The 22,774-nt window shown below is 72.2% G+C and carries 15 protein-coding genes; 6 read left to right on the top strand and 9 right to left on the bottom strand.

Going from position 1 to position 22,774, the window contains the following annotated elements:
* Positions 1-352: 352 nt before the first annotated feature.
* The 6 genes from LV75_RS20270 (at position 353) to LV75_RS20245 (ending at position 6,595) form a co-directional block, all read left to right on the top strand.
* A complete protein-coding gene (locus LV75_RS20270; protein ID WP_253888517.1) occupies positions 353-1,075 on the top strand; it encodes an SDR family NAD(P)-dependent oxidoreductase in 723 nt (240 codons plus the stop codon).
* 125 nt (positions 1,076-1,200) lie between these two features.
* Positions 1,201-2,307, top strand: coding sequence for a zinc-binding dehydrogenase (locus LV75_RS20265; RefSeq protein WP_253888516.1), 1,107 nt, complete (start codon positions 1,201-1,203; stop codon positions 2,305-2,307).
* A 98-nt stretch (positions 2,308-2,405) separates the two neighbouring features.
* Positions 2,406-3,359: an aldo/keto reductase gene (locus LV75_RS20260; RefSeq protein WP_253888515.1), complete on the top strand. Its 954-nt coding sequence runs from the start codon at positions 2,406-2,408 to the stop codon at positions 3,357-3,359.
* Between the two features lie 46 nt (positions 3,360-3,405).
* Positions 3,406-4,383: an alpha/beta hydrolase gene (locus LV75_RS20255; RefSeq protein ID WP_253888514.1), complete on the top strand. Its 978-nt coding sequence runs from the start codon at positions 3,406-3,408 to the stop codon at positions 4,381-4,383.
* The gene (locus LV75_RS20250; RefSeq protein ID WP_253888513.1) at positions 4,380-5,366 is read left to right on the top strand and encodes an alpha/beta hydrolase; all 987 of its coding nucleotides are present in this window, start codon (positions 4,380-4,382) and stop codon (positions 5,364-5,366) included. Before LV75_RS20255 ends, LV75_RS20250 begins: the two co-directional genes overlap by 4 nt.
* Positions 5,363-6,595 carry a multidrug effflux MFS transporter gene (locus LV75_RS20245; RefSeq protein WP_308211012.1) on the top strand — a complete coding sequence of 411 codons (1,233 nt, stop codon included), beginning with the start codon at positions 5,363-5,365 and terminating at the stop codon, positions 6,593-6,595. Before LV75_RS20250 ends, LV75_RS20245 begins: the two co-directional genes overlap by 4 nt.
* Positions 6,596-6,613: 18 nt before the next feature.
* On the opposite strand, the gene LV75_RS20240 is transcribed toward LV75_RS20245, so the two are convergent.
* The 9 genes from LV75_RS20240 to LV75_RS20200 all read right to left on the bottom strand — a co-directional run bounded on the left by LV75_RS20240 (position 6,614) and on the right by LV75_RS20200 (position 22,774).
* Entirely contained in the window at positions 6,614-7,339 is a 726-nt protein-coding gene (locus LV75_RS20240) for an NlpC/P60 family protein (RefSeq protein WP_253888512.1), read from the bottom strand.
* A 236-nt stretch (positions 7,340-7,575) separates the two neighbouring features.
* Complete coding sequence (locus tag LV75_RS20235; RefSeq protein ID WP_253888511.1) at positions 7,576-7,995, bottom strand: hypothetical protein; 420 nt, start codon at positions 7,993-7,995, stop codon at positions 7,576-7,578.
* 95 nt (positions 7,996-8,090) lie between these two features.
* Positions 8,091-9,575, bottom strand: coding sequence for an amino acid adenylation domain-containing protein (locus tag LV75_RS20230; protein ID WP_253888510.1), 1,485 nt, complete (start codon positions 9,573-9,575; stop codon positions 8,091-8,093).
* Entirely contained in the window at positions 9,572-12,421 is a 2,850-nt protein-coding gene (locus LV75_RS20225; protein ID WP_253888509.1) for a type I polyketide synthase, read from the bottom strand. The genes LV75_RS20230 and LV75_RS20225 overlap by 4 nt, the downstream gene beginning before the upstream one ends.
* A complete protein-coding gene (locus LV75_RS20220; protein WP_253888508.1) occupies positions 12,421-15,762 on the bottom strand; it encodes a non-ribosomal peptide synthetase in 3,342 nt (1,113 codons plus the stop codon). Before LV75_RS20220 ends, LV75_RS20225 begins: the two co-directional genes overlap by 1 nt.
* Entirely contained in the window at positions 15,759-16,025 is a 267-nt protein-coding gene (locus LV75_RS20215) for a phosphopantetheine-binding protein (protein ID WP_253888507.1), read from the bottom strand. Before LV75_RS20215 ends, LV75_RS20220 begins: the two co-directional genes overlap by 4 nt.
* Complete coding sequence (locus LV75_RS20210; protein ID WP_253888506.1) at positions 16,025-18,325, bottom strand: type I polyketide synthase; 2,301 nt, start codon at positions 18,323-18,325, stop codon at positions 16,025-16,027. Before LV75_RS20210 ends, LV75_RS20215 begins: the two co-directional genes overlap by 1 nt.
* The gene (locus LV75_RS20205) at positions 18,318-21,512 is read right to left on the bottom strand and encodes a non-ribosomal peptide synthetase (protein ID WP_253888505.1); all 3,195 of its coding nucleotides are present in this window, start codon (positions 21,510-21,512) and stop codon (positions 18,318-18,320) included. The genes LV75_RS20210 and LV75_RS20205 overlap by 8 nt, the downstream gene beginning before the upstream one ends.
* Positions 21,509-22,774: an MFS transporter gene (locus tag LV75_RS20200; protein WP_253888504.1), complete on the bottom strand. Its 1,266-nt coding sequence runs from the start codon at positions 22,772-22,774 to the stop codon at positions 21,509-21,511. The genes LV75_RS20205 and LV75_RS20200 overlap by 4 nt, the downstream gene beginning before the upstream one ends.

The raw sequence follows: 22,774 nt of genomic DNA, 5'->3' as shown, positions 1-22,774 counted from the left end.
GTGCTGGACTGCCGGTGGGGTCACGCTCCGCAACAGCGGGGCCGCCTCGCCCGTGCATGGATGATCAAGAAGTGAGACCTGGCTCACCGTGGTGCGGGATAGTCTACGTTCGTCGGCAAAAAAAGCAATGCTCCAGTGACCAGCGGTTTCCTCCACGTTCGTCGACGATCCATCCCACCTTTGGACGGAGAATCCCGTGTACTGGGCATACGTCCCGAGGGTCACGGCGGCGAAGCGCTTCCGACACCGAACCGCAACCTTGCGTAGCGTCGGCGCCCCTTGTGGTCGGACCAATCGTTTTTCTACGCTCGTATACTGACCGGCTGACAACTGCCCACTTGGGGGATTGACGATGCCCGCTGCCCGCACTGTTCTGATCACCGGAGGGGCGGGTGGGATCGGTCGCGCGATCGCCGCCGCCTTCACCGCGCTCGGCGACGACGTCGTGCTCACCGACATCGCCGGGGCCCAGGAGGCCGCCGCCGAGCTGGGCACCCGCTGGGTCGAGCTCGACATCACCGACGAGGACTCCATCACCGGCGCGCTCGAGGCGGTCGGCCCGGTCGACGTCCTGGTCAACAACGCTGGCCTGCTCACCGTGCACGGGCGCCTGCTCGAGCTCGCGGGCGCGGACATGCTGCGCATCCTCAACACCAACGTGCACGGCACCTTCCTGATGACACAACTGGTCGCGCGCGGGATGGTCGAGCGCGGCACCGGCGGCGCGGTGGTGAACCTGTCCTCCATCGGCGGCCGCCAGCCCACCCCGGGCATGGGCGGCTACGAGAGCAGCAAGGCCGCGGTGGACGCGCTGACCCGCTGGGCCGCCATCGAACTGGCCGAGCACGGCATCCGCGTCAACGCCGTGGCCCCCGGCCCGGTGCTCACCCCGATGCTGGCCATGGGCCTGCCCGAGGGCTCCCCCGCCCGCCAGGCGTGGCTGGAGCGGATCCCGCTGCGGCAGCTGGCACCGGTCGCCCAGGTCGCGGCGGCCGTGGTGTTCCTGGCCGGGGAGTCCGCCGCGCACATCACCGGCACCAGCCTGCCGGTGGACGGCGGCCAACTGCTCGTCTGAGCCCGCGCCCGGCGCGCGGGTGTGGCGGCAGTCTCGACATTTTAGTCAACAGTCGTAGACTAACGGGAACCAGCGCCGCCCACCCGCCGCGCCGGGTCCCCAGTACCGCCACCGGAAGGACCACGATGACCGTCCCCACCTCCACCCGCGCGGCGGTGCTGACCGAGCACGGCCAGCCGCTGAGCCTGACCGAACTCCCGCTGCCCACCGAGGTGGAGCCGGGCGCGGCGCTGGTGCGGGTCAGCTGCGCCACGCTCTGCGGCACGGACGTGGAGATCTGGTCGGGGAAGATGAGCTTCCCCGGCATGCTGCCGATGGTGCTCGGCCACGAGATGGTCGGCGAGGTCGTCGCCGTCGGCGCGGGCACCAAGGACGCGCTCGGCCGCGAGATCGAGGTCGGCGCCCGGATCGGCTGGTCGGAATCCACCTGCGGCGAGTGCCACGGCTGCGTGGTGCTGCGCGAACCCGTCGCGTGTTCGCGCCGCGGGTACGGCTTCCTGCAGCGCTCCGACGTCGCCCCGTACGCGACCGCGGGCCTGTGCGAGTACGCCTATGTGGTGCCGCGCGCGGCGAAGCTGCTGCTGCCCGAGTCCGTCCCGAGCACCTGGGCGGCGATGGCGGGCTGCGCGGCCAAGACCGTCCTGCGCGCGTTCACCTACGTCGGTGGACTCACCGGAAAGCGCGTGGTGGTGCAGGGTTCCGGCGCGCTCGGCATCTTCGCCACCGCCGTCGCGCACATCTCCGGCGCCGCGCAGGTCATCACCGTCGGCGCCCCCGAGTCCCGGCTCAGCCTGGCCGGGCGCTTCGGCGCCAGCGCGGTGGTCGACATCGCGGCGGGCTCCGAGGGCATCATCGAGCGGGTCCGCGAGCTGACCGACGGCCGCGGCGCCGACCTGGTGCTCGACTTCGCGGGCGCCCCCACCGTCGGCCCCGAGGCCGTGGCGATGGCCGCGCAGCGCGGGCAGGTCGTCATCGTCGGCAGCACCGGCCCCACCTCCGCCCCGCTGCCGCTGGGCACCGTGATGGGCAAGGAGCTCACCATCTCCGGCTCGCTCAACGGCGACATCTCCGACTACCACCGGGCCATCGAGTTCTTCGGCGCGTTCGGCGACCGGTTCCCGTGGGACGAGCTGTTCGGCGCCCCGGTCGGGCTCTCCGCCGCCTCCGAGCGGCTCGCCGCGATGCACCGCCTCGACGAGGTCAAGGCCGTCATCGACCCCCGGCTGCCGTAGTCGGCCACCGACGCCCCGCCCCGCGCGGGCGGGGCCGCGTTCCCCGCGCTGACCGCTGCCCCACCCAGCCAGAAGACCCAAGACACCTGAGGAGCACTGTGTCCACTCTCCCCCGCCGCCGCCTGGGTACGACCGACCTGGAGATCTCGCAGCTCTCGCTCGGCTCGTGGCACACCTACGACCGGATGGACTTCGCCGACGCGGTCGCGATGATCCGCACGGCCGTCGCCGCGGGCGTCAACCTGTTCGACGTCGGCGTCTACAGCGTGCCCGGCATGACGCCGGTGTTCACCGATGTCATCTGGAGCGCGCTCATGCGGGCCTCGGGCATCCCGCGCGAGGAGTACCTCGTGTCGGCGAAGCTGTGGCTGGAGGGCTTCGGCGAGAACGGGTTCGGCCCGCAGCTGGACAACGCGTTCCTGCGCGGCGGCTTCGACGTGGCCGACCTGGTCATCCTGGGCGACATCCGGCGCGACGACATCGTGCTGGAGGACCTCGTCGAGGACCTCGCGGCCCTGCGGAGCGCCGGGAAGATCCGGGCGTGGGGGGTCAACAACTGGTCCGCCACGAACATCCGGCGGCTGCAGGAGATCGCCGCCGAGCGCGGCGTCGACGGGCCCGCCATCGCGCAGCTGAAGTACAGCATCGGTCGGCGCAGCATCCCCGACGGCGCGCCCTTCGCCGCGCTGTTCGCCGACGGGTTCACCATGCAGTCCTCCGACGTGCTCGAGGGCGGCCTGCTCGCCGGGTCCACCACCGGCCGCGAGATCGGCCGCGACCCCGGCGGCGTGCAGGAGCGGATCAAGGCCAACGCGGCCGCCGTCGCCGAGGTCGCCGCCGGGCTGGGCACCAGCGCGGCCCGCCTCGCCGTCGCGTTCACCCTCACCCACCCGGCCAACATCACCACGCTGTTCGGCGCGACCAAGCAGAGCCAGCTCGAGGACAACCTCGCCGCGGTCGAGCTGGTCGAGAAGGTCGGCGCGCAGCAGCTGCGCGAGCTGGTCGAGCCGTTCTGGGTCGACCGCGACGTGGTCAACCCCGAAGGTCCCTGATCCGCCCCACCCGCCCCCGCAACCCCCTCTCCACCAGGAGCCCGCCGTGTCCCCCACACCCGTCCCGTTCGACCCGGACATCGAGCCCGCGCTCGCCCAGATCGTCATGCCGGACGCCCCGCCGTTCACCCCGGAAACGATCCCGGCGATGCGCGCGGGCATGGCCGCGATGTTCCCGCCCGCCGCCGAGGCGGTCGGCGACGCCCCGGTCGAGGTCGTCGAACGGCTGATCCCCGGTCCGGAGGGCGCCCCGGACCTGGAGATCACGATCATCTCCCCGCGCGGGGTCACCGGGCGGGTGCCCGGCCTCTACAACATCCACGGCGGCGGCATGATGGTCGGCCACCGCAACATGGACGTGCCCCGGTTGCTGGCCCTGGTGCTGGAGCTGGGGGTCGTGGCGGTCAACGTCGAGTACCGGCTGGCCCCCGAGCACCCGCACCCGGCCCCGGTGGAGGACTGCTACGCCGGGCTGGTGTGGATGGCCGACAACGCGGCCGAGCTGCACGTCGACCCGGACCGGATCGTGGTCATGGGCGGCAGCGCGGGCGGCGGCCTCTCCGCCGGTGTCGCGCTGCTGGCCCGGGACCGGGGTGGTCCCGCGCTCGCCGGTCAGCTGCTGCTGTGCCCGATGATCGACGACACCAACACCACCGTCGCCAGCCACCAGTACCAGGGCATCGGCACCTGGACCCGCGAGTCGAACCTGGCGGGCTGGCAGTCGCTGCTGGGCGACGCGGTCGGCACCGACGCCGTCTCGCCGTACGCGGCGCCGACCCGCGCGACCGACCTCTCCGGGCTGCCGCCCGCGTTCATCGAGGTGGGCAGCGCGGAGCCGTTCCGCGACGAGGACACCCAGTACGCGCTGCGGATCTGGGCGGTGGGCGGGCAGGCGGAGCTGCACGTGTGGAGCGGCGCGTTCCACGGGTTCGACATGTACGTCCCGGACTGGCCGGTGAGCCAGGCCGCGCTCGCGACCCGCGACTCGTGGTTCCGCCGGGTGCTGGGTCTGGAGGCGAAATGAGCACGTACGAACCCGTGGCTCCGGTGCCCTACGACCCCGAGCTCGAGCCGGGGCTGGCGATGTTCCTCGACCTGGTCGAGCGGATCCCGCTGCGCGCCGACACGATCCTGGTCAACCGCGACCACTTCGCGACCATCGTCCCGCCGCTCGAGCAGATCGTCGGCGACCGCCCGGTCGACGTCGAGGACCGCACCGTGCCCGGCCCCGACGGTGCCCCCGACATCGTGCTGACCATCGTGCGCCCGCGCGAGCTGGCGCCGAACGCGCCCGCCTTCTACTGCATCCACGGCGGCGGGATGGTCCTGGGCAACCGGTTCTTCGGGGTCGACGGGCTGATCGAGGACGCGCTGCGCTTCGGCGCGGTCGGCGTGTCGGTCGAGTACCGGCTCGCCCCGGAGCACCCCGCGCCCGCCGCGGTCGAGGACTGCTACGCGGGCCTGGTGTGGCTCGCCGAGCACGCCGAGGAACTGGGTGTCGACCCGACGCGGATCGTGGTGACCGGGGCGAGCGCCGGTGGTGGCCTCTCCGCGGGGGTCTCGCTGCTGGCGCGCGACCGCGGCGGCCCGCACATCGCCGGGCAGGTGCTGCTGTGCCCGATGCTCGACGACCGCAACGAGAGCGTGTCCACCCGGCAGTACGACGGGCTGGGCGCTTGGGACCGCAACAACAACGACACCGCGTGGGACGCCATCCTGGGTGAGCTGCGGTTCACCGACCAGGCGTCCCCGTACCAGGTCCCGGCGCGGATGGCCGACCTGTCCGGGTTGCCGCCCGCGTTCATCGACGTGGGCGCGGCGGAGATCTTCCGCGACGAGGCGACCGAGTACGCGCTGCGGATCTGGGCCACCGGCGGCGACGCCGAGCTGCACGTGTGGGCGGGCGGGTACCACGGCTTCTCCGGCTTCTCCCCCGACGCGGAGGTGTCGCGCACGGCCGAGGCGACCCGGCTGTCGTGGCTGCGGCGGATCCTGCGGTCCCCGTGAGCCTGCGCCGCGTGGCCGTCGTGCTGGGCCTGCTCGAGATGTTCGGGCCCATCTCGATGGACCTCTACATGCCCACGCTGCCCCAGCTCGCCACCGACCTCGGCACCAGCGAGAGCCTGGCACAGGCGACGATGTCGGCGTGCATGCTGGGGCTGGCGCTGGGCCAGCTCGCGGTGGGCCCGCTCAGCGACCGGTTCGGCAGGCGCAAGCCGCTGCTGGTCGGGGTGGCGCTGTTCGCGGTGCTGTCGCTGGTGTGCGCGGTGACGCCGTCGATCGAACTGCTGCTGGCGGCCCGGTTCTTCCAGGGCCTGTGCGGTTCGGCGGGGATCGTGATCGCCCTCGCCGTGGCCAGGGACCTGACCCAGGGCGTGGACCTGGTGCGGTTGCTGGCGATGCTGACCATGGTGGGCGCGATAGCCCCGATCGTCGCCCCGGTCGTGGGCGGGCAGCTGGCGCCGTTCATGGGCTGGCGCGGCATCTTCGCGGTGCTGGCCGGGATCGGCGTCGCGCTGTTCGTCCTGGCGTGGACGTCGCTGCCGGAGAGCCTGTCGCCCGAGGCGAGGCACGCCAAGGGCAGCGGCCGCCAGTTCGGCGTGGTGTTGCGGGACAAGCTGTTCCTGGGCTTCCTCGTCGTCGGCGCCTGCGGCGGGGTCGCGTTCTTCACCTACCTCGCCTCGATCAGCTTCGTGCTGCAGGAGAGCTTCTCCCTGTCGCCGCAGTGGTTCAGCGTCTGCTTCGCGGCGAACGCGGTGATGTCGATCATCGGCGCGCAGATCAACCGGGTGGTGGTGCGGCGCGCCGGCCCGGAGCGGATGTACACGGTCGGGACGGTCGTCACGGCCTTGGCCGCGGTGGCGATGCTGGTGACCGTGCTGGTGGGCGGCGGGCTGGTGCCGCTGCTGATCGCGTTGGCGTTGCTGATGCTGGTGGGCGGGGTGACCCAGGGGAACGGGTCGGCGCTGGCGCTGGCGGACCACGGTGAACGCGCGGGCACGGCGGCCGCGTTGCTGGGCACCACGTCGTTCGCCGTCGGACCGCTGGTGGCGCCTCTGGTGTCGCTGGGCGGGACCACCCCGCTGAGCATGAGCCTGACGATGGCGGTGGCGTACACGGCCGCGGCGACGTTGGTGCTGCTGGCGGTGCTTCCCGGTCTGCGTCGGCGTTCTCGCGCCGCGGTGGAGGTCGGGCCGCGGGCGAAGGTGGAGGTCGTGCCGCCGGGGGCGCTGTGACGGACCGGATGTGATTCTCTAGGCGTGGCCAGGGGTGTTCCGTTCGCGGGACACCCCTTCGTCGTTCGTCGCCTCGGTTGTGGTGATCACGGGAGGCGTTGTGGCGGGTGTGACGGCGGGGCTGGTCGGGGCGGGTGTGTCGGTTGTGGTCGGGGCGGGCACGACCGGGGTAGGCGGGGTGGGCAGGGTGGGAGAGGTAGGCGGGGCGGGAGTGGGCGTGGTGGGGTCGGTGGTGGCCGGGCCGCCGGGGAAGGCGTCGCTGCGGTAGGGGACGAACGCCGGGGCGGTGTCGGCCCAGGTGTACTCGTGGTAGCGGGCCTGGGGAGCGGTTTCCTCGAACACCCAGTACACGGTGTGCGCCGGGTCCTTCCAGCCGCCGAAGAGTCGGGCGTGGCCGGGGGCGCGGGGGTCGGGGCTGGTCCACAGCAGGATGTCACCGGGCTGGAGCTGGTCCCTGTCGATGCGGACGCCGTGCTCGGGCAGGGTGCGGGTGGTGGGGTTGTCGGGCAGGGACCAGGCCATGGCGATGAACCCGGAGCTGTCGCGGCGGTAGCCGTCGGTGAAGTCGTTGATCCCGTAGGGCACGCCCCGGTCCACCCACGCCCGCGCGCGGGCCAGCACCTCGGCGCGGCCCTCCCCCGGCTCAGCCACGGGGTCGGCCCCCGCGTGCACGGTGCCGAAGAACGTCAAAGCGCCCAAGACGGCCACCGGCACGGCGGTGCGGACCGCACGCGTGCTGCCCATGGGGATCCTCGCTTTCCCTATCCCGGGCACCGAACGGATGCCCCTGCGAGATAAGGATGGGAGATCGACCTGCAACCTCCCTCCAGATCGGACGCCGGTCCCTATAGATCGTCTAGAAGACCCCTCATAGGCACGGCGAAGTGGGTTCTAGCTGCGGCTATCCACGCGCACGCCGCGACCCCCACCTGCCCGGAACACGGCAGATGGGGGTCGCGGCGAACGTCAATCCGGTGGGGTTAGCGCTGGCGCACCAACAGGAACGGGATGGCCATCCCCGCGGCGAGGGAGGCGATGAAGATCGCCACCCCCAGCCAGAACCCGTCGAAGGGCAGCAGCAGCCCGCCGATGAGGAACAGGAAGGTCAGGTGCGCGCCGTACTGGCAGCGCAGCAGCGTGAACCGGTACCCGGGCGGGTGGACCCGGACCGGCCGCTCCGACTGGCTGATCTGGAAGGTCAGGAACAGCACCGCGCCCGCGTACCCCACGATGCCCACCAGGAAGTACAGCCAGGGGACGTCCCAGTGCTTGGAGATCGCGATCCCCACCGCGACCAGGATCAGGACCACGCCGAGCAGGCCGTGCGTGTTGATGGCGATCTTCGCGGACGGTTCGGGCTGCTGGTGCTGCCCGCCGGTGGGCGGTCCCTGGTAGGTCACCTGCTACTCCTCGCCTCTCGCGGTAGTGATGATCACGTCGCTCGATCCGCGCGGACCGTTACCCCGGTCACCGGGACCGGCCGCGCACCACCCCGTCACCGCCTCCTGGGTGGTGCGGGCAGGGCGGCCCGGTCCGCCTTGCCGTGCGCGGTCGTCGGGATCGCGGCCAGCCCCACGACCCGGGTCGGCACCATGTACTCGGGGAGGCGCTCGGCCAGGTGTCCGCGCAGAGCGGGCTCGTCGAGGGCGGCGCCTGCCTCCAGCACGACGTACCCGACCAGGGAGCGGCCGTCCCGCAACGCGACGACGGCGTCGTGCACGGCGGGGTGGGTGCGCAGGGTGGACTCGACCTCGCCCAGTTCCACGCGTTGGCCGCGGATCTTCACCTGGGTGTCGATCCGGCCGAGGTACTCCAGGTGCCCCTCCGGTGCGCGCCGGACCAGGTCGCCGGTGCGGTAGGCGCGGCCGATGCCGGGGACCTCGGCGAAGCGGTCCGCGGTGAGGTCGGGGCGACCGGCGTAGCCCCTGGCCAGGCAGTCGCCCGCCAGCAGGAGTTCACCGGAGGCCGCCGGTCGGTCGTGTTCGTCGACGACGTGGGCGTGGACGCCGCGCAGGGGGTGGCCGATGGGGACGGTGGCGCCGGGTTCGGGGCGCCTGCACTTCCAGGCGGTCACGTCGATGGTCGCCTCGGCCGGGCCGTACATGTTGTACGCGGTCACCGCGGGCAGCGCGGCTCCCAGGGTGTTCACCAGGCGCGGCGGCAGCGGCTCCCCTCCACAAAGGACCATCCGCAGCGACCGGCAGCGCTCGAACCCCGGCTCGGTGACGAACAGGGCGAGCATCGACGGGACGAAGTGCACCACGGTCACCCCGTGCCGCACGATCAACTCCACCAGCGCCTCGGGGTCGCGGTGCGCCTCCGGTGGGGCGACGACGAGGGTGGCGCCCGCGAGGAAACCGAGCAGGAGTTCCCACATCGACACGTCGAAGGTGTACGGGGCCTTCTGCAGCAGGACGTCGCTGGAGTCGACCTGGTGCTCGTCGAGCATCCCGACCAGCCGGATCGCCAGGGCGCGGTGGGTGATCTCCACGCCCTTGGGTTCGCCGGTGGACCCGGAGGTGAAGATGACGCAGCACACGACCTCGGGTCCGGCGACGTAGCCCCGCCACCGCGGCGCCGGGGCACCGTTGTGCTCGTCGATCGACCGGACCGGGACGGGGTGATCGTCGGGCAGCGGCGACTTCCCGTCGACCAGCAGCAGGCTCGCCTGGGCCGAGGCCAGCATCGCGGCCACCCGGTGCGGTGGGTGCGCCGGGTCGACGGGCAGGTACGCCGCCCCGGACAGCAGGACTCCCAGCACCGTGGCAACCAGCCGCGCGCTGCGCTGCACGCACAACCCCACGACCGCACCGGGGCCGATTCCCTCGCCCGCGAGCTGCCCGGCGACGGCCGCGGCGGCGTCGAGCAGCTCCCGGTAGGTCAGGACGGTGTCGCCGTCGCGCACGGCCACCGCGTCCGGGGTGCGCTCGGCCTGGCGGCAGATGAGCTCGTGCACCGGCCGGGGGTCGAGGGGGTTCACGCCCGCTCCACCTGGGCCGCGATCGCCGCCGGGGTCGGCGCCGCCGCGAGCTCGGCGATCTCCACCGACACGCCGAACCTGCGCTGGACCTGGGAGATCATCCGCAGGAACAGCAGCGACTCGCCGCCGAGGGTGAAGAAGTCCGAGCCCGCCTCGATGGTCGCCACGCCGAGCATCGAGCGCCACAGGTCGATGACCTGCCCCAGCACCGATCCCGGGGCGTCGGTCACGACAGGCTCCACCGGCACCGGGTCGGGCTGGGCTGGGTGGGGCTGGGGCGCGCTGTCGAGCCAGTGCCGGGTCCTGGTGAACGGGTACGTCGGCAGCGGGACCTGGACCCCGTCCGCGACCCGCACGGCGGACCAGTCGAGGTCGATCCCCGCCGACCACAGCCCGCCCGCGCCGCTGAGGAGGTCGCCGCGGCGGGGTTGGACCGCGACCGTGGCCGCCTCCCGTGCCGCGGGAATCTGCCGGGCGCTGCCGATCAGCCCGGTCCCGGGGCCGACCTCGACGAACACCACCCGCCCCAGGCCCGCGGCCGTCTCGATCGCGTCCTGGTAGCGCACCGGGCTGCGCAGCTGCTCGGCCCAGTACCCGCTCGGGCGGCGTCCGCCCTTGGGCAGCACCTGCCCGGTCACGCTGCTGATCACCTCGACCGAGGACGCGTGCTGCTCGACGGTCGCGGCCACCGCGTCGAGCCCGGTGGCGGCCTCGGCCATCATCCACGAGTGGAACGCGCGCTGGGCGGGCAGCACGCGGTGGGTCACGCCCGCGCCGGTGAGCCGCTCGCGCAGCACCGCCAGCGCGTCGGTCGAGCCGGACACCACGACCACCTCGGGGGCGTTCACCGACGCGATGCCCAGGCCGTCGAGGTCGGCGAGGTGGTCGCGCACCACGGGCTCCGGGGCGAGCACGACGACCATGCCGCCCTCGGGTGCCCGCTGCATCAGCGCGCCGCGCTCGACCACCAGGCGCATCGTGTCGGCCAGGGTCAGCTCCCCGGCGAGGCAGGCGGCGGCGAACTCGCCGACGGAGTGGCCGATCAGGGCGGCCGGTCGGACGCCCCAGGATCGCAACAACCGCCCCAGGGCGTACTCGTGCAGCACCAGTGCCGGTTGCGTGACATCGGTGCGGTGGATGAGCCCGTGCTCGTCGCGGCCGACCAGCAGGTCACGCAGGTCGAGGCCGAGGAGGTCGCGCAGGTGCGCGCAGCCCTCGTCGATGTCCGCCGCGAAGGACGGGTAGTGCCGGTAGGGCCACTCGGCCATGCCGGGGGCCTCCGCGCCTTGGCCGGGGAACAGGAACACGACGTTCGGCCGACGCTGGACCGTGTGACCACGGGCGACGTCGAGCGCCTCTGCCGCCCCCGCCGCGTCCGAGGCCGCGACCGCTATGCGGTGGGTGAAGTGGCGGCGGTGCTCCTGCGAGGTGAACGCGACGTCCGGGAGCGCGAGTTCGGGCTTACCGCGCAGGTGCGCGGCGAGGCGCTCGGCGGCCGCGCGCAGTGCCTCCTCGGTGCGCGCGGACACGACAACCACGCCCGATCCCGGCGCGGTGGTGGATTCGACTGGTTCCGCTTCGGACACAACCATGTGCACGTTGGTGCCGCCGAGCCCGAACGAGCTCACCGCCGCCCGCCGCGGCTGCGCACCGGCGACCCAGTCCCGGGCCACACCGTCCACTGTGAACGGGGAGCCGCGCAGCTCCTCGCGAGGTTCCTTGAGCCCGGCGAGCGGGGGGATCCGCCGCTCGCGCAACGCCAGCACGACCTTGATCAGCCCCGCGACCCCGGCGGCGGCCGACGCGTGCCCGATGTTGGCCTTGACCGAGCCGAGCGAGCAGGTCGCCGTCCCGGTGAACACCTCACCGAGCGCGGCCAACTCGATGGCGTCGCCGACCTCGGTCGCGGTCCCGTGCGCCTCCAGGTAGCCGACCGTGCCGGGATCGACCCCGGCGGACTCGTAGGCCCTGGTCAGCACGTCGATCTGGCCCGCGACCCCGGGGGCGGTGTAGCCGACCTTCCCGGCGCCGTCATTGTTGATCGCCGAGCCGGAGATCACCGCGTGCACCAGGTCCCCGTCGCGGCGGGCGTCGGCCAGGCGCTTGAGGGCGACCACGCCGACGCCGCTGCCGGGGACGGTCCCGTTGGCGGTCGTGTCGAACGGCCTGCACGACCCGTCCGGCGACATGATCCCCTTCGGTTCGTAGACGTAGCCCGACAGCCGCGGGAACGCCGTGTAGACCCCGCCCGCCAGGGCGACATCGGTGTCCCCGGCGCGCAGGCTCTGGCACGCCAGGTGCACCGCGACCAGGGACGTCGAGCATCCCGTTTGGACGGTGATGGCCGGGCCGTGCAGGCCGAGCCGGTAGGCGATCCTGGTTGCCAGGTGGTCCTTCTCGTTGCCCAGCACGATGGAGAGCAGTCCGTGCGCGCTGACGATGTCGGGTCGGGCCAGAACCTGTTGCTGCAGGTAGTAGTTATAACCGGCGCCCGCGAACACGCCGACTCGACCGAATGCCTGGTTGGTGGTCAGGCCGCCTGATTCCAGGGCGTCCCAGGCGGTCTGCAGCAGCAGCCGGTGCTGCGGGTCCATGATGTCGGCTTCCCGCGGTGGGATGCCGAAGAACTCGGAGTCGAAGTACTCCGGGTCGGTGAGCACGCCCCGGACCGGGACGTACGACGGCGCGTCGACCACGTCCCCCGACACCCCGGCCGCGAGCAGGTCATCGCGGGTCATCCTGGTGAGGCCCACCCGGCCCGCGACGATGGTCGACCAGTACTCGTCCAGGTCGACCGCACCCGGGAACCGCCCCGCCATGCCGACGACCGCGATCTCCGGATCCATCAGGCCACCCCCGTCATCACTGTTCGCAGGTGCGTCGCCAAGGTCCGCACCGTGGGGAACCGGTAGAGGTCGGTCAGCGAGATCCGCCGCCCACCGAGCTGTTCCTGCAACCGCCGCCGGACCAGCGCGAGGGTCAGCGAGTCACCGCCGACGTCGAAGAACGCCTCCTCGAGGTCGAAGTCCTCGGTGCCGAGCACCTCGACCCACGCGCCGCAGATCAACTCCTCCAGGTCCGGCACCGGGCCCGCGGTGACCGGTGCGGTCGCGACGGTCGGGACCGCGAGTTCGGCCAACGCGCGGAGATCGACCTTCCCGTTGCGGTCCAACGGGAACTCCCCCACCGCGAACCACCGTTGCGGCCGCTGGTAGGAGGCCAACTCCGGTTCGACCGCGGCCCGGACCTCGGCCACGGCGTCCGCGTCCGCCCTGAGCGCCGCGCACAGCCGTTCGCCTGCGAGGAACACGACCGCGTCCAGCACACCGGGCCGCAGCTTGATCCGGCGCTCGACGTCGACCAACTCCACCCGGTGCCCGGCGATCTTGACCTGCCGGTCGGCGCGACCCAGGAACCGCAGGGCACCGTCGGCACCCCAGCGGACGAGGTCACCGGTGCGGTACTCCCGGTTCCCGGCGCGCTCGGTGAAGGCCGCCGCGGTCCGGGCGGGGTCACCGACGTACTCGTCGGCCAGGCCCCACCCGGTGGTCCGCAGCTCACCGACCGCGCCGGGCGGGACGAGCCGGTCGTGCTCGTCGACCACCCACACACCGGTGCCACGCACCGGGCGGCCGATCGGCAACGGATCCAGCACCTCATCGGGTCCGTCCACGTGGAACACAGCGGTGAACGTGGTGTTCTCCGTGGGGCCGTACCCGTTGGTGACGCGCAGTCCCGGGCACCGGTCCAGCACCCGGCGCACGTGCACGGCCGACACCACTCCCCCGCCGGTGAACACCTGGCGCAGCCCGGAGAACGCGGCTGGCTGGTGGTCAGCGACGATGTGGAACAGACCCGAGGTGAGCCAGGCGTGACTCACCGACGCCGACCGCAGGAACTCGGCCAAACCGTTCGGCGTCGGCTCTCCCGGCGGGTACACCGCGACAGCCATGCCGTTCACCAACGGCACCAGGAGTTCCAAAGTAGACGCGTCGAAGGCCAACGGGGACAAGCGAAGGACCCGCGCGCCTTCCGGGTCAGCGAACATTTCCCGGTCGTCGGCGAGCCGTAGTACGGCACCGTGCGGGACGACCACCCCCTTCGGGACGCCGGTGGTGCCCGAGGTGAAGGAGATGTAGGCGGCCGCCGGTTCCAGGTCTGGCCGCTCATCGCTCAGGTCGCCACGCACCTGCCCCAGGTCCGCCAGCGAGCACTGCGCGATTCCCGCGAAGGTCGCGTCCCCGCCGATCCGGGCGGCGGGTGACACCGCCGCCACGATCTGCTGGCGCCACCCCGGCGGGGCCGAGCTGTCCACCGCGACATAGGTCGCCCGCGCACTCAGGATCCCCATCACCGCAACGGCTTCGGCCGCCGACCGCGGCACTTCGAGGATCACCCGGTCGCCCGCCCGGACCCCGCACTCCCGCAACAGGTCGGCCTGCGCCAACGCGTGCGCCTTGAGCTCCCGGTAGGTCAGCGTGAGCGCGCCGTCGACCACGGCCACCGCGTCCGGGCGCCGGGCGACCTGGGCCTCGAACCGGCTCCACAGGTCGTCCCGGCCCGGCTCGAAGCTCGCGCCGACGCCGAGTTCGGCCACCAGAGCCCGTTGACCGGCGGAGAGCCCACCAAGGTCGGCCAGGCGAGCACCCGGCCGCGTGGCCAACTCCTCGACCACGGCCTGGAACGACTCGACCAGCTCACCGATGTCCGCGGCAGTCTGCGCCGAAGTCGCGTACTCGATGGCCAGCCGCGGCCGCGCCGACCACGACTGCACGAACAGCAGCGCGTCGAACACCGAACCGTGGCAGTGGCCCTCGTGCACCCGCCACGTCCCGCCCGAGTCGAACTCGTCCGGGACCAGCTCGTGGTGCGCGGCGAACCCGATCTGCGCCACCGGGTTGCGGGTCGCGTCCACCGTGTCGGCCAGCGCGGCGACCACCCGTGCGAACGGCAGGTCCGCGTAGGCGACGGCGTCGGCGACCGCGCCCGCTGTGGCTCGCACGAACTCCCCGGCCGTGCGGCCCTCGTCGATCCGGCACCGCACCGGGACGATCCGGGTGCACAACCCGACGAGGTCGGCCATCCCCGCCTCCGGCCTGCCCGCGGCGGGCACCCCGAGCACCAGGTCCGCCACGCCGAGCCGACGCGCCACGGCGAGTGCCCACGCCGACAACAGCACCGACGTCACCGTTGCCTGGCACTCGCGCGCGAGCCGGTTCACCCCCTCGACCACAGCCGGGGCAGGCTGGAACACCAGACGCGCCCCGTGCCCGTCGGCCTCGTCGACCCGACGCGCGTCGGTCGGCAACTCGGCCACCAACGGCGCTTGTTCCAACCGCTCGACCACCTGGGCCAACGCCGATTCCAAGTCCCCGGACGCCTCCCGGGAAGCCAACCGCGCGGCGATCCACTCCGGCGACGGGCCCTCACCCAAAGCCTCACCCGCACACAGCCGGGCGAAATCGCGCCAGAGCACACCAACACCCCACCCGTCGATCAGCGCGTGGTGGACGAGCACCGTCACGAGGACATCACCACCTTCACCGCCGACACGGGTGTGGACGAACACGACCGGCGGCTGCTCGAAGGGGCGCAACAACTCCGGCCCCCGCGTGCCGTAGAGCCCGTGCACGGCCTCAACCGGGTCCGAGCCCGCGGGCAAGGACTGCAGCAGCAACCGAGGCGTGTGCGTGACCGGGAGGACGATCCGGCGCACCGCCGGACCGTCCTCGGTGAACATGGTGCGCAACGACTCGTGCCGGGCGGTGAGCGCCTGGAGCACGATCCGCGTCCGCTGCACGGTCAACGCGATCGGCGGGCGCACCGTGAACATCAGGTGGTACGGCTGGTCGCGCCCCGCCAGGTGCGCCGCGAGCATCGCCTTCTGACCGGGCAACAACTCCCGGTGCGCGAGGCCCTCGACGGGGTCGGGAACCGTGGGCGTGAACTCGCGGGCGCCGGACAGGGCCTGTGCCAGGGGAACCGCCGAGAGCAGCCGCGCCACGTCCACGTCCTCGCCCAACGACCGCTGACCGCGCGCGGTCAGCTCGATCGCCTGCAGGGACGTGCCGCCCAGCGCGGTGAAGGACTCCCAGCGGGCACGTTCCTCGACCTCGGCCGCCGGGACGCCGAGCACCTCGGCGGCCAGCGCCGTCCAGTCCGTGAATCCTTCATGCGGGGTGGTCATCGGTGCTCGCCCTGGGCCACCTCGACCCGCTCCGGCGACACCGCACCGGCGATGGCCAGCAGATCGCCGTAGCGCGGGTTGTCGAGCACGTGCTGCAGCAGCACGGCTAAGTTGAGCTCTTGGCGGATCAGGGTGCTCAGCCGCAGCGCGCTGAGCGAGTGCCCGCCGAGGTCGAAGAAGTCGTCCTGCTCGTGCACGGCCTCGACCCCGAGGACCTCTTTCCACAGCTGGGCGAACTCGGTGGTCCACGACTGGTCGCTCATCACAGGTGCCTTTCCTTAGCGGTGGCGGGGATGTCCAGGTAGTGCCGGGTGGGGGCGAACGGGTAGCCGGGCGCGGGGACCCGACGGCGGCCGTGGTCGAACACGGGGTCCCACGGGCCGCCGATGCCCAGCTCCCAGAGCAGGCCGACGGAGCTGAGCAGCCGGTCGTAGCCGTTGGACATCGCCGGGGCGTCAACGCCGGCGTGCGGGGCGACCTGGGTCCCGATCTCCAGCCACGCGGCTGGGTCCTGCACGGTCGTGGGGACGGCGAAGTCGACGGTCGGCTCGTCGAACCGGGCCGCCCAGTAGGCGATGTCGGTGGCCTCGTCGTCGGTGACCGGGGTCCCGTCGGCCGTGTACAACGCGGTCTCGGGCGGGGCGAGCACGATGCCGGTCGCGGGGTGGCGGGCCGCGAGGCGGACCCCGTCGCTGAACGACAGGACACCCGCCACGCACGCGGCGGCGACCGCTCCGGCGCCCTGGCCGACGAGCACCACGGGGTGCACGCCGCGGCGGCGCAGCGCGTCGACCCAGGCGACCGCGACGGAGAACCGGCCGACCCGCTCGCGGGTCTCCAGGTCGAAGTCGTCGCCGAGGCCGCGCAGGTCGGCGTAGCCCTGGTCGATGATCTCGCGGAACGACGGGTCGACGTTGTAGGTGTGGGCGCTGCCGGGCAGCCGCCCGACGCCGGTGAGGAAGTAGCCGACCCCGCGCTCGGCGTTCTGGGCGCTGGACTTGCGGACCGGCCGCAGCGGTTTGAAGTCCTCGTCCGGGGTGCGGACCACGTACCCGCGCCAGGGCAGTTCGGCGCGGCCGGTGCGCAGGGTGAACGCCAGGTCGGCGAGCTCCTCCGGCTCGACCCGGCGCAGGTGCTCGTCCACCCGGGCGAGGCTCTCGGTGGCGACCGGCTCGGTCTTGGCCGAGACCAGCAGCAACTCGCTGATCGGGCGCGCCTGCTTGCCCGGGTTGGGGTTGGGCGGGGCCTGTTCGAGCACGACGTGGGTGTTGGTGCCGCCGATGCCGAAGGAGCTGACCCCGGCGCGGCGGGTGCCGTCGATCTCCGGCCACTCCACAGCGGTCTTGGGCACGTAGAACACCGACTTGTCCAGTTCGAGCGCCGGGTTGGCCTCGGTGAACCGGGCGACCGGCGGGATGGTCCGGTGCTTCATGGCGAGCACGGTCTTGATCACGCCGACCACCCCGGCCGCGGTGTCCAGGTGACCCATGATCGACTTGAGCGCGCCGAGGGCGCAGGCGGGCTTGTCGCCCCGGTCGGCGCCGAACACCTCGCGCAGCGCGGAGACCTCGATCGGGTCGCCGAGCACGGTCCCGGTGCCGTGCGTCTCGACGAGCCCGATGGTGTCCGGGTCGATGCCGCCGACGGCCTGCGCGGCCCGGATGGCGGTGGCCTGACCGGCCGGGCCGGGGGCGGTGAACCCGGCTTTGCGGGCGCCGTCGTTGATCGCGGCGGTGCCGACGATGACGGCGTGGATGGTGTCGTTGTCGCGCACGGCGTCGGCGTAGCGCTTGAGCACCACGATGCCCGCGCCGTCGGCGTCGACCGTGCCCGCCGCGGAGTTGTCGAAGGTGCGGCAGCGGCCGTCCGGGGAGAAGATGCCGCCGGGCTCGTGGAAGTGCCCGCGCCTGGTGGGCGGTCCGACCGAGGCCGCACCGGCCAGCGCGATGTCGGCCTCGTAGGTGAGCAGGCTCTGCACCGCGAGGTGGACGGCGACCAGCGAGGTCGAGCACGCGGTCTGCACCGAGAACGCGGTGCCCTGCAGGTTGAGCTTGTAGGCGATGCGGGTGGCGGCGAAGTCCTTGTCGCTGGAGATCAGGATCCCCAACCCGCCCGCCGACTTCACCGCGCGGGTGTTGGGCCACAGGATGTCCAGCAGGTACACGTTCAGGCCGGTGCCGACGTGGATCGCGATGCGGTTGCCGTCCGGCGCGATCGGCGGGTACCCGGCGTGCTCCAGGGCACCCCACGCGCACTCCAGCAGCACCCGCTGCTGGGGGTCCATCAGCACGGAGTCCTGCGGTGAGTAGCCGAACAGGTGCCCGTCGAAGCGGTCGTAGTCGTCGAGCACCGAGCGGGCGGGCACGAAGTTGGGGTGGTCGATGACCTCGTCGGGCACGCCCCAGCTCGACAGCTCCTCGCGGCTGAAGAAGCTCATCGCCTCCACGCCGTTCTCGATGTTGTGCCAGAAGCGGTCGAGGTCGCGCCCGGCACCCGGCAGCCGGATGCCCATGCCGACGATGGCGATGCGGTCCTGGTCGAGGTCGTCCTGCTGGTCAGCCACGTTCTCCTCCTCTGATCGCTCGCCTGCGTCGGGCGAGTTGGTCACGGCCGCGCTTGCGTTGCGCCAGCCGGTCGTCCACAACGGTGTCGTCGCTCTGCCGCAGGTGCGCCGCGCACGCCGCGACCGTGCTGAACCGGAACAGGTCGGTCACCGAGATCTCCAGGCCCGCCTCGGCCATCCGCTGCTGCACGGTGATCAGCGCGAAGCTGTTGCCGCCGACGTCGAAGAAGCTGTCGGTGGCCTCGAGGTCGGGTTTGCCCAGCACGTCGGCCCAGATCTGCCGGATCCGCGCGGAGAGCTGGTCGCGTTGCGGGCGCTCGGTGGTCCGGGGCGCCGGGATGCTGACGGTGGCCTCGGCGAGGAGTCTGCGGGTGTCGACCTTCCCGTTGGCGTTCAACGAGATCTGGGCGACGGCGTGCATCCGTGATGGCACCATGTAGCCGGGGACCTCATCACGCACCGCTGTGCGCAGCGCCCGTTCGTCGAGCGCGCCCGCGTCGCCGCAGAGGAAGACGACCAAGTCGTCGGCCTCGACGACCGCGACGCAGGACCGCACGCCGGGTTGCCGGAGGAAGGCCGCCTCCACGTCGGCGAGCTCGACCCGGTGGCCGCGCACCTTGACCTGGGTGTCTTCCCGTCCGAAGTAGATCAGCGTGCCCTCGGGCGACCACTTCACGATGTCCCCGGTGCGGTAAAGGGTTCCGGGGCTGTAGGGGTCGTCGGTGAACCGCGCGGCGGTGAGGTCGGGCATCCCGACGTACCCGTGCGCGATCCCCTCGCCGCTCAGGTAGAGCTCGCCGGGCACGTTGACGCCGACCGGTTCGAGGTTCTCGTCGAGGACGTAGCAGCGGTTCGACGGCAGCGGGACGCCGATGTCGCCATCGCGGACCTTGTGCAGTTCGGCCGCGGGGGCCTCGACGATGGTGTTGTAGATCGTGCCCTCGGTGATCCCGTAGACGTTGGCGAACACCGCGGGCAGCCGCTCCGGGTCGACCAGACCGGCCACTCGGGACCAGCTCAACGCCTCGCCGCACAGCGCCACGTAACGGATCCGGGATGGGTCGGGTGTCTCTTGCAGCGGTGGGAGGACGCGGTAGAGCAGGCCCGGGGTCAGGCTGAGGACGGTGATCCCCTCGGCGTGGACCATCCGGGCCAGCCGCCGCGGGTCGACCAGGTCCGCGTGGTCGGCGATGACCAGGCGGCCGCCGGAGGTGAGTGCGCCCCAGATCTCCCAGATGGACACGTCGAAGGAGAACGAGTGCGCGCCCAGCCAGTGGTCGGTCTCGTCGACGTCGAGGCCAGCGGGACTGGGATCGCAGAGTGCGTTCAGGCCGCGGTGCCCGACCTTCACCCCCTTGGGAACCCCGGTCGAGCCGGAGGTGTAGAAGACGTAGGCGAGGTCGTCGGGCTCGGGGTAGGTGGTCTGGATCGCGGCGGTGCCGTTCGCGGTGCGCGCGTCGAGCACGGTGACGCCGTGGGCCAACCGCCGGGCCAGGTCGGCGGTGTCGGCCTCCGCGAGCACGGTGCTCGGCTGGGCGCTGTCCACGATCATGCCCAAGCGCTGTTCGGGGTACTCGGGGTCGAGCGGGACGTAGGCGCCGCCCGCCTTCCACACACCGAGGATCGCGGCGATCACCGCGGGCGACCGACCCAGCAGCAGGCCGACCCGGCTGCCCTTGAGCACGCCCGCCTCGGCCAGCGCGGCGGCGATCCGGGTGGACCAGTCGTCGAGCTCGCGGTAGGAGACCTGCTCGTCGCGGTGCCGCAGCGCGGGCGCGTCGGGTGATCGGGCGGCGTTGTCGCGGAACAGGCGCAGGACGGAGGGGTGCTCGAGCGGCTCGTCCGGGATCGGCGGGTTCCAGCCCTCCAGCAGCAGCCGGCGCTCCCGGTCGTCGACCATCGTCGGCTCGCTGTCCACATCAGACACTGGTTCCACGATGGAGGTGAGCAGGGTGTGGTAATGGGCCAGCATGCCCGCGACGGTCGCCTCGTCGAACAGCTCGGTGCTGAACTCGGCGCGCAGGAACGGCGAGTCCGTGGAGACGTCCAGGCTCATCCCGACGTCGAACTTGGCCGCCTCGATCTCGACGTCCACCTCCACGACCCGCAGCCCGGTGAACTCGGGCACGGTGAAGGTGAAGTTCTGCACCGTCAGCGAGGTCTGGAACAGCGGGGCGTGGCTGAGCTGGCGCTGCTCGCCGACCACCTGCACGATCTGCTCGAACGGCACGTCCTGGTTGCCGAACGCGGTCAGCGCCGTGCGCCAGGTCTTGGTGACCAGGTCGGCGAAGTTGGGCCCACCGGACACCTCGACCCGGATCGGCAGGGTGTTGACCAGGCAGCCGACGAGGCGTTCCTCGGCCTCGTCCAGCCGGTTGGCGACCGGGACGCCGATCACCACCTCGGGCTGGCGCGCGTACCGCGACAGCACCCAGGCGTACGCGGTGAGGGCGACGGCGAACAGCGTCGTCCCGCGTTCTTTCGCCCACTCGGTGAGCCGGCGCACCAACTCCGGGTCGACCGGGCGCCGCAGCACCGAGCCCTGGTAGCTGAGCACGCTGGGTCGCGGGTGGTCGGTGCGCAAGGCCAGCAGCGGCGCCCCGGCCATCGTCTCCCGCCAGTGGGCCAGCCGCTTCGCGCTGTTGGGCCACATGGACCGCTGGCTCTCCGCGTAGTCCACATAAGACATCTCGGGCGCGCCGCACCCGCCGGTGTTGTAGCCCTGGGCGATGTCGTCGAGGAGCAGACCGACCGCCCAGCCGTCGCAGGCGATGTGGTGCACCAGCACCACCAGCGCGTGCTGCTCGGCGTCCCAGGACGTGATCCAGGCGCGCAGCACCGGCCCGGTGTCCAGGGTGAACGGCCGGGTGGCCTCGGCGGCGACCAGGTCCTGCAACTGCCGGTCCTGGGTGTCCTGGTCGACGAGCGGGTGCTCGAGCACCGTGATCTCCGGCTCGGCGACATCGGACACCACCTGGGCCAGTTCGCCGTCCACCAGCGCGAACCCGGTGCGCAGTGCCTCGTGTTTGGCGACAACGCCGCGCACCGCACGGGCGAGGGCATCCCGGTCGAGGGAACCCGTTATGCGCAAGGCGAAAGCCAGGACGTAAGCGGGGTTGCCGGGTTGGAGTTCGTTGAGGAAGTAGAAGCGTTCTTGTGCGAATGAGGCGCGACCGGTTCGGGTCATGCCGTTCCCCTCCTTTCCGCTACCTCTCCCGACTCGGCGCGCGCGGCCATCGCGGCGTCGGCGCGTCGGGAGACCGGGACGATGAGCAGGGACGCGGCGAGCACCACCGCGGTGATCCCCGCCCAGCCCCAGAAGCCCTGTGAGATAACCAAACCGGACAGCAGCACCGGTCCGGCGATGTTCTGCGTGGTGATGTGCAGGTCGAACGCGCCGAGGTACTCGCCCTGGGCGTTCTCCGGGGCCAACCCGAAGGCCAGGCCCCAGGCCGAGGCGGACTGCATCACCTCGGCGACCGAGAGGCACAGCACGGTCAGCACGATCGCGGCCACGACCAGCGCCAGGTTGCCGGTGAACGCGGTGAGCGACACCGCGGCGCAGCCCGCCGCCAACCACAGCCCGGCCCGCCTGCCCGTCGCCGCCGCACCCGCCACCGTCTCGGCGCCGCGGCTGGCCCGCACCTGGAACAGGATCACGAAGGCGGTGTTGATCACCAGCAGCAGCGGGACCAGGAACGGCGGCACCGAGGTGCGGTTGAGCGCCCACAGCGGCAGCACGACCATGAGCACGGTGATGTGCGAGGCCAGGACCGAGGACACCCCCACCACGCCGAGGAAGCGCAGGTCGCGCACCGCGGTGAAGTACCTGGGCCTGCTGGTCGAGGGGGCCGGGGCGCCCTCGGGCAACCGGGTGACCAGCGCGGCGGCGAGGCCGAGCAGGATCGCCGAGCCGATCGGGATCAGCACCAGCAGCCGGTCGCTGACCGCGGCGACCGCGGCGACGCCGATGCCCAGGCTGAAGCCGATGTTGAACACCGAGCGCATCACCGCGTTGAGCCGGACCCGCTCCCCGTCGGGGATGAGGGTGGCCACCAGCGCGTTCTCCGTCGGCCCGATCCCGTAGTCGAGCAGGGCGATCAGCACCACCAGGAGGTAGAACCCGATCGGACCGTCCACTTGGGAGTAGAGGCCGAAGCCGACCGCGACCGCGGCGAACAGCACGAACAGCAGGGTCCGCTTGCGCACCCGGTCGGCGACCATGCCGAACACGACGGTCGAGATCAACCCGGCGAAGCCCGCCGCGGACAGGCCGAGGCCGACCTGAGTCGCGGACAACCCGACGTGCAGGGTGAAGTAGACGACGCTGCCGCTGATGAACACGCCCTTGCCGATGGCGCCCGCGAGGCGGATCGCGATCAGCCTCCTGCGCAGCGGATCGGCGGGGACCAGACGGGCGAGGAAGCCGGTGGTGTCGGTGGTGGTCAT

Source organism: Actinokineospora diospyrosa, assembly GCF_024171925.1.
Classification (GTDB): Bacteria; Actinomycetota; Actinomycetes; order Mycobacteriales; family Pseudonocardiaceae; genus Actinokineospora; species Actinokineospora diospyrosa.
Note: the sequence above shows the minus strand (reverse complement) of the source record. Positions and strands in the feature narration are given on the sequence as shown.

Coding starts and splice junctions, on each gene's coding strand:
- LV75_RS20250 (WP_253888513.1), top strand. CDS start 4,380: ATGAGCACGTACGAACCCGTGGCTCCGGTGCCCTACGACCCCGAGCTC.
- LV75_RS20215 (WP_253888507.1), bottom strand. CDS start 16,025: ATGAGCGACCAGTCGTGGACCACCGAGTTCGCCCAGCTGTGGAAAGAG.
- LV75_RS20205 (WP_253888505.1), bottom strand. CDS start 21,512: ATGACCCGAACCGGTCGCGCCTCATTCGCACAAGAACGCTTCTACTTC.
- LV75_RS20240 (WP_253888512.1), bottom strand. CDS start 7,339: ATGGGCAGCACGCGTGCGGTCCGCACCGCCGTGCCGGTGGCCGTCTTG.
- LV75_RS20225 (WP_253888509.1), bottom strand. CDS start 12,421: ATGGATCCGGAGATCGCGGTCGTCGGCATGGCGGGGCGGTTCCCGGGT.
- LV75_RS20265 (WP_253888516.1), top strand. CDS start 1,201: ATGACCGTCCCCACCTCCACCCGCGCGGCGGTGCTGACCGAGCACGGC.
- LV75_RS20270 (WP_253888517.1), top strand. CDS start 353: ATGCCCGCTGCCCGCACTGTTCTGATCACCGGAGGGGCGGGTGGGATC.
- LV75_RS20220 (WP_253888508.1), bottom strand. CDS start 15,762: ATGACCACCCCGCATGAAGGATTCACGGACTGGACGGCGCTGGCCGCC.
- LV75_RS20200 (WP_253888504.1), bottom strand. CDS start 22,774: ATGACCACCACCGACACCACCGGCTTCCTCGCCCGTCTGGTCCCCGCC.